Origin of the sequence: Vulcanococcus limneticus LL (assembly GCF_002252705.1) — a bacterium.
GTDB lineage: Bacteria > Cyanobacteriota > Cyanobacteriia > PCC-6307 > Cyanobiaceae > Vulcanococcus > Vulcanococcus limneticus.
Map to the genome: position 1 here is coordinate 1 of NZ_NQLA01000097.1, position 4024 is coordinate 4024.

Sequence of the window (4024 nt, forward strand, 5' to 3'; positions counted from 1 at the left end):
GCTGTGTGCCTGGTGCGTTTCATGGTCGAGTCCCCGGCCCAGTCTGGCCGGATGAGGACTCTCATTCACCCTGGACCGGTTTCCGGGGTCCACGTCAGATGTCTATTCCCTGTTCCCGGACCCAGCTGTTCGCGACACCGTCATGGTGGCGGCCCAGAAGCTTGCGCCAACCCCCAGGAGCAAGGCCATCACCGAGTTGTTCCTCAGTTGCCCGGGGGAAAGCCAGGTGGCACCCGCGGCACTCACCCGAGAGAGCGGCAAGATCCTGCAGCGGTCCTTGGATCAGGCATCAGGGCAGCGCTTCCGGGGAACTGATGCCTTCGAGGGGGTGGTGCGGGAGATCGACCTGGATGCTCTGCGCTTCGAGAACCGAGGAGCCCGGTATCAGCTCGGCATCCGCTGCATCTACGACGAGCGGCACAAAGGGCAGGCGCGCGAGATTCTTGACTGCACCGTCCGGGCCAGTGGTAGCTACGAGGCGGCTGCTGATGAGCAGCCCAGGCTTGTGGCCGTGGAGCGCATTGAGATCCTCCAGAGGCCTGCGAAACAGATGGGCCTACTGGGGCAGTGAACCATCCCCAGAACCTCAACTCAGCCCCACGTACACCGGCTGAAACCACTGCATCCGCCGGTTCTGACGCTTCTCGCCATGCAGCACGGTGTGCCAATGGCCCCGGCGCCAGTGGGGCCGACGGGAGGCGCTGCTGCTGGTGCCAGCCGCGGTGTCTTCCGATGGGGCCCTGGGGGTGCGATCGAGCCGGAAGTCCTTGCCGATCCACACCGGGCCCTGGGGTCTCACGGTGCAGGTGTCGTCGGCGATCCCAGCGGAGAAGCCCTTGCCGCAGGGCGCCTTGGCCGCCGGGCCGGTGGTCAGCAGTTCCGGCTGATAAAGCTGCACCAGCAGGGCGTTGATGGCCAGGCCCTCCATCCGCTGGTTGGTGCTCTGCACCGCCTGTTCATCCCACTGCCAGGCCGGATGGCTCAGGTCTTCCACAGTGGGCTGGCGCTCGCCGATCTGCTGGAAGGAGTGGCGGGTGAGGTAGGTGGTGCCATCGAGGGCCAGGCCCACGCAGCTGATGCCGCTGATCCGCTTGGCCTCGGCCGGCAGCCAGTCGGCCATCGCCCGCAGATCGGCCACGATCACCACCGGGATCGGCACCCCGTCCTCTGTGAACAGGGCGCCATCGGGAAGCATCAGCCGGAAGCAGGGCAGCACCACCGGCAGTTGCTCATCCAGCGGCGGCAGGGCCGTATGCCGAAACGCCGCCGCCAGTTCCGCTGCCAGGAAGCGGGGCGGCGCCTGCTGCAGCCGTGCCCAGCGGCAGGTGGTGGCGGCCCAGGCACCCACCGAGTCCTCGATCGCATCCATCGTCTCCAGACCGGCTTCCATCAAGGCCGCATAGGCCAGGTGGTTGGTCCAGGGCTGAAAGCCCCGCGGCGAGCGGTAGCGGTGCTGCTCCTGCTGAATCCAGGGATGGCGCTGCCTGAGCTGCTTGATCACCGCGGCGATCGTCGGCAGCTCCTGCTTCTGGGCCAGCAGGCTCTCCAGCGTCAGCCGGGCCATCAGCAGGGAAAAGCAGAGCCTGTGGCAGATCATCCCCATCCTCGCTGGATGGCTGATGCTGGGAAGCACCGCCCAGGGAAAGCCGCCACCGTGCCCGGATTCCACATCACCACCCAGGACGATCTGCCCGGCCCGGATGGGGATGAGCCCTATGTGCTGTTCGTGAACCAGACCGAGTACGGCAACCGCTGCTTCCTGCGCACCAACGTGCTCTCGGCCCGGCCCGACCTCAAGAAGGTCACGGCGCTGCGCTTTCGGCAGGAGGTCAAGCGCCATCCCGATGCCGCCGGTCCCGGGCAGGACCTGGTGCTGGTGTTCATGGAGGCCCTGGAGCTGGAGCCACCGCTGACGCTGGTGAGCAGCGACCTGCACCTGCAGCTGGAGGGCTACCCGGTGGAGCAGGGGGCGGTGATCGAGATCCCGCTGCTGCCGCCAGGTCATAGAGGACCATAAAAAGGGGTCGGATTACATCCCGGAGGCTTGCGCGCCTTCTCATCGGCATAAGAACGCTGCAGGCTTACAACTCAGACGTTCTTACGTGATGCCGTATTCAGCCAAAAAGCGATTGACATCTCGACCCTCTCCCTCTCTGCTTCCGAGCAGCGAGCAGCACGCTGCGTATGCAACTCCGCCTCGTCGTTATCGAGATGGACTTCAATACCGTTTGCGCCAAGAAACATCACAGCTGCAGATAGTGCTGTGCGCTTCATGCCGTCGTTATAACCGTGACATTTGGCAACGGCAACTAGCAGGTGCGCGCTTAGGATGAACAGGTCTGATTCGTTGCCATAGGTCCAAAGGTTGCGTGGTGAGGCTATGGCAGCTTCAAGGGCATTGGCATCACGAATGCCAGAAAGCCCACCATGTGTACGCAAAGCTCGTGAATGGGCTTCGTCAACCCACTCGCGAAGCAGCCAGATTGGCTCCTTACCCATCAGCAAGGCGACGGAGCGCCTCTGAGTTCTCAACGTAAAGGCGATCCAAGGCGGCAAAAGCGCCTGCCTGCCCAGTGGGTTGATTGCCTTTGCTCTTGCGGACTGTTGTGATTTTTACGTTCACGACCCGATTCTGATCCCCCGCACGACGCAGGAACTGCATGGAGGCTGTGTCGCGTGTGGAGTCAGTCATGTTTCTATCCTGCCCCATCCCGCAGAGGAATGCACTCCCAGGGTCTGTCGATCCCTATAACCATAGCCTCTCTTGAGTGGCAACACCTGATCCGAGGCCTCTCCCGCTGGACCGTCTGGAAGGCGCCCTGATGGAAGGCACGGCGTTCTCGATCGAAGAGGCCAGCTTTGATGCCTCCCTGCTGCCGGATGGCAGCCGCACCCCTGGCAGCGAGGCCTTCCACCTGGCGGTGACCGACACCTTCCAGAAGTCGTATGCGTCGATGGGCGGTCAGCTGGCGGTGGTGTTCGCCGCCGGCCGCATCGAGGTGGCCTGGGAGCCGGCGCCGCCGGAAGCACCGGCCATGGCGTCCATCGGTCCGCTCCTGCAACAGCGCCGCTTCGATGAGGCCCGGCCGCTGCTGGAAACCCTGCTGCAGCTGCAGCCCGAGCACCCGGAGGCCCTCTATAACCTGGGCGTCCTCGCCAGTGAAGAAGGCCGGCTGGAGGAGGCCCGGCTGCTGCTGCGCCGGGCGGTGGTCGCCAATGCGCCCGATGCCCACGCCCAGGCCAATGCCCAGGTGGCCCTGGCACTGGCCGCCATGCGGCTGGGCGACAAGGCAGAAGCCCGCCAGGCCCTGGAGGCAGCAATCGAGCTGGAGCCGCAGAACGCCTTTGCCCTGCGCAGCCTCGGCAGCCTGCTGGTGATCGCCGGGGCCTATGCGGCAGCCGTAGAGCGCTTCCGCCAGGTGCTGAGGGCGGCACCGGACGACCTGATTGCCACCTTCAACCTGGCCCAGGCGTTGCTGGAGCTGGATCCAGACGAGCACCGCGACGAGGCCGATCGGCTGCTGCTGCGGGTGATCGAGGCCCAGCCCTACGGCGAGCTGGCAGACAAAGCCAAGGACCTGCGGGGCAGCATCGCGAGCCGGGATCTGCGGGCCGACCAGCCCGATGGCCTGCGGCAGGACGCGGTGAGCTACTGCCTCCAGGCCCTGCAGCTGTTTGAGGGGACGGATCAGCAGCGCTTCATTGCGGTGCTCAGCGAGGTGGCTGCTGTTGGCCAGGGCGGCCTGCAGATCAATGAGCCCGGCACCTCCCGCAGCCTCAAGACCCTGCAAGGCAACTGGAGCGACCTGGCCCTGGCCTGCCTGATCCACGTGGGCATGAAGCGGCTGATGCCCGATGAAGCCTCAGGGCTGGGGATCGGGGCGGAGTACGAGGAGGCCGTGCGGTTGCATAGGGCAGGAGGCAAGACGCCACTTGATTACCCATAAGGCTCCGCGACCCTGAGATCCCTTTCGGTGCAAGGCATACAGCAACAGACTGCATTGGCGATCCGTTCGGTCATCGC

The 4024-nt window shown here is 65.1% G+C and carries 5 protein-coding genes; 3 read left to right on the plus strand and 2 right to left on the minus strand.

Translation table 11 applies throughout. From position 1 onward, the window contains the following. The first annotated feature begins 142 nt into the window (after positions 1–142). Positions 143–571 (plus strand): hypothetical protein, encoded by a 429-nt coding sequence (locus tag CJZ98_RS17275; protein ID WP_094592347.1) that lies wholly within the window; start codon positions 143–145, stop codon positions 569–571. 15 nt (positions 572–586) lie between these two features. Here CJZ98_RS17275 and CJZ98_RS17280 read toward each other — a convergent pair whose 3' ends face one another. Beyond that, positions 587–1564: a hypothetical protein gene (locus CJZ98_RS17280; RefSeq protein WP_198537946.1), complete on the minus strand. Its 978-nt coding sequence runs from the start codon at positions 1562–1564 to the stop codon at positions 587–589. Between the two features lie 90 nt (positions 1565–1654). Between CJZ98_RS17280 and CJZ98_RS17285 the strand changes: the two genes are divergently transcribed. Further along, positions 1655–2017, plus strand: coding sequence for a hypothetical protein (locus CJZ98_RS17285; protein ID WP_198537949.1), 363 nt, complete (start codon positions 1655–1657; stop codon positions 2015–2017). 71 nt (positions 2018–2088) lie between these two features. Here the strand turns inward: CJZ98_RS17285 and CJZ98_RS17290 are convergent, their stop codons facing one another. After that, entirely contained in the window at positions 2089–2499 is a 411-nt protein-coding gene (locus CJZ98_RS17290; RefSeq protein WP_157911079.1) for a type II toxin-antitoxin system death-on-curing family toxin, read from the minus strand. Between the two features lie 323 nt (positions 2500–2822). On the opposite strand from CJZ98_RS17290, the gene CJZ98_RS17295 reads away from it, so the two are divergent. Further along, positions 2823–3947 carry a tetratricopeptide repeat protein gene (locus CJZ98_RS17295; protein WP_094592351.1) on the plus strand — a complete coding sequence of 375 codons (1125 nt, stop codon included), beginning with the start codon at positions 2823–2825 and terminating at the stop codon, positions 3945–3947. Positions 3948–4024 lie beyond the last annotated feature (77 nt).

Bases quoted from the DNA above. Each gene is read 5' to 3' on its own strand.
- CJZ98_RS17280 (WP_198537946.1), bottom strand. From the start codon at position 1,564: ATGGCCCGGCTGACGCTGGAGAGCCTGCTGGCCCAGAAGCAGGAGCTG.
- CJZ98_RS17275 (WP_094592347.1), top strand. From the start codon at position 143: ATGGTGGCGGCCCAGAAGCTTGCGCCAACCCCCAGGAGCAAGGCCATC.
- CJZ98_RS17290 (WP_157911079.1), bottom strand. From the start codon at position 2,499: ATGGGTAAGGAGCCAATCTGGCTGCTTCGCGAGTGGGTTGACGAAGCC.
- CJZ98_RS17295 (WP_094592351.1), top strand. From the start codon at position 2,823: ATGGAAGGCACGGCGTTCTCGATCGAAGAGGCCAGCTTTGATGCCTCC.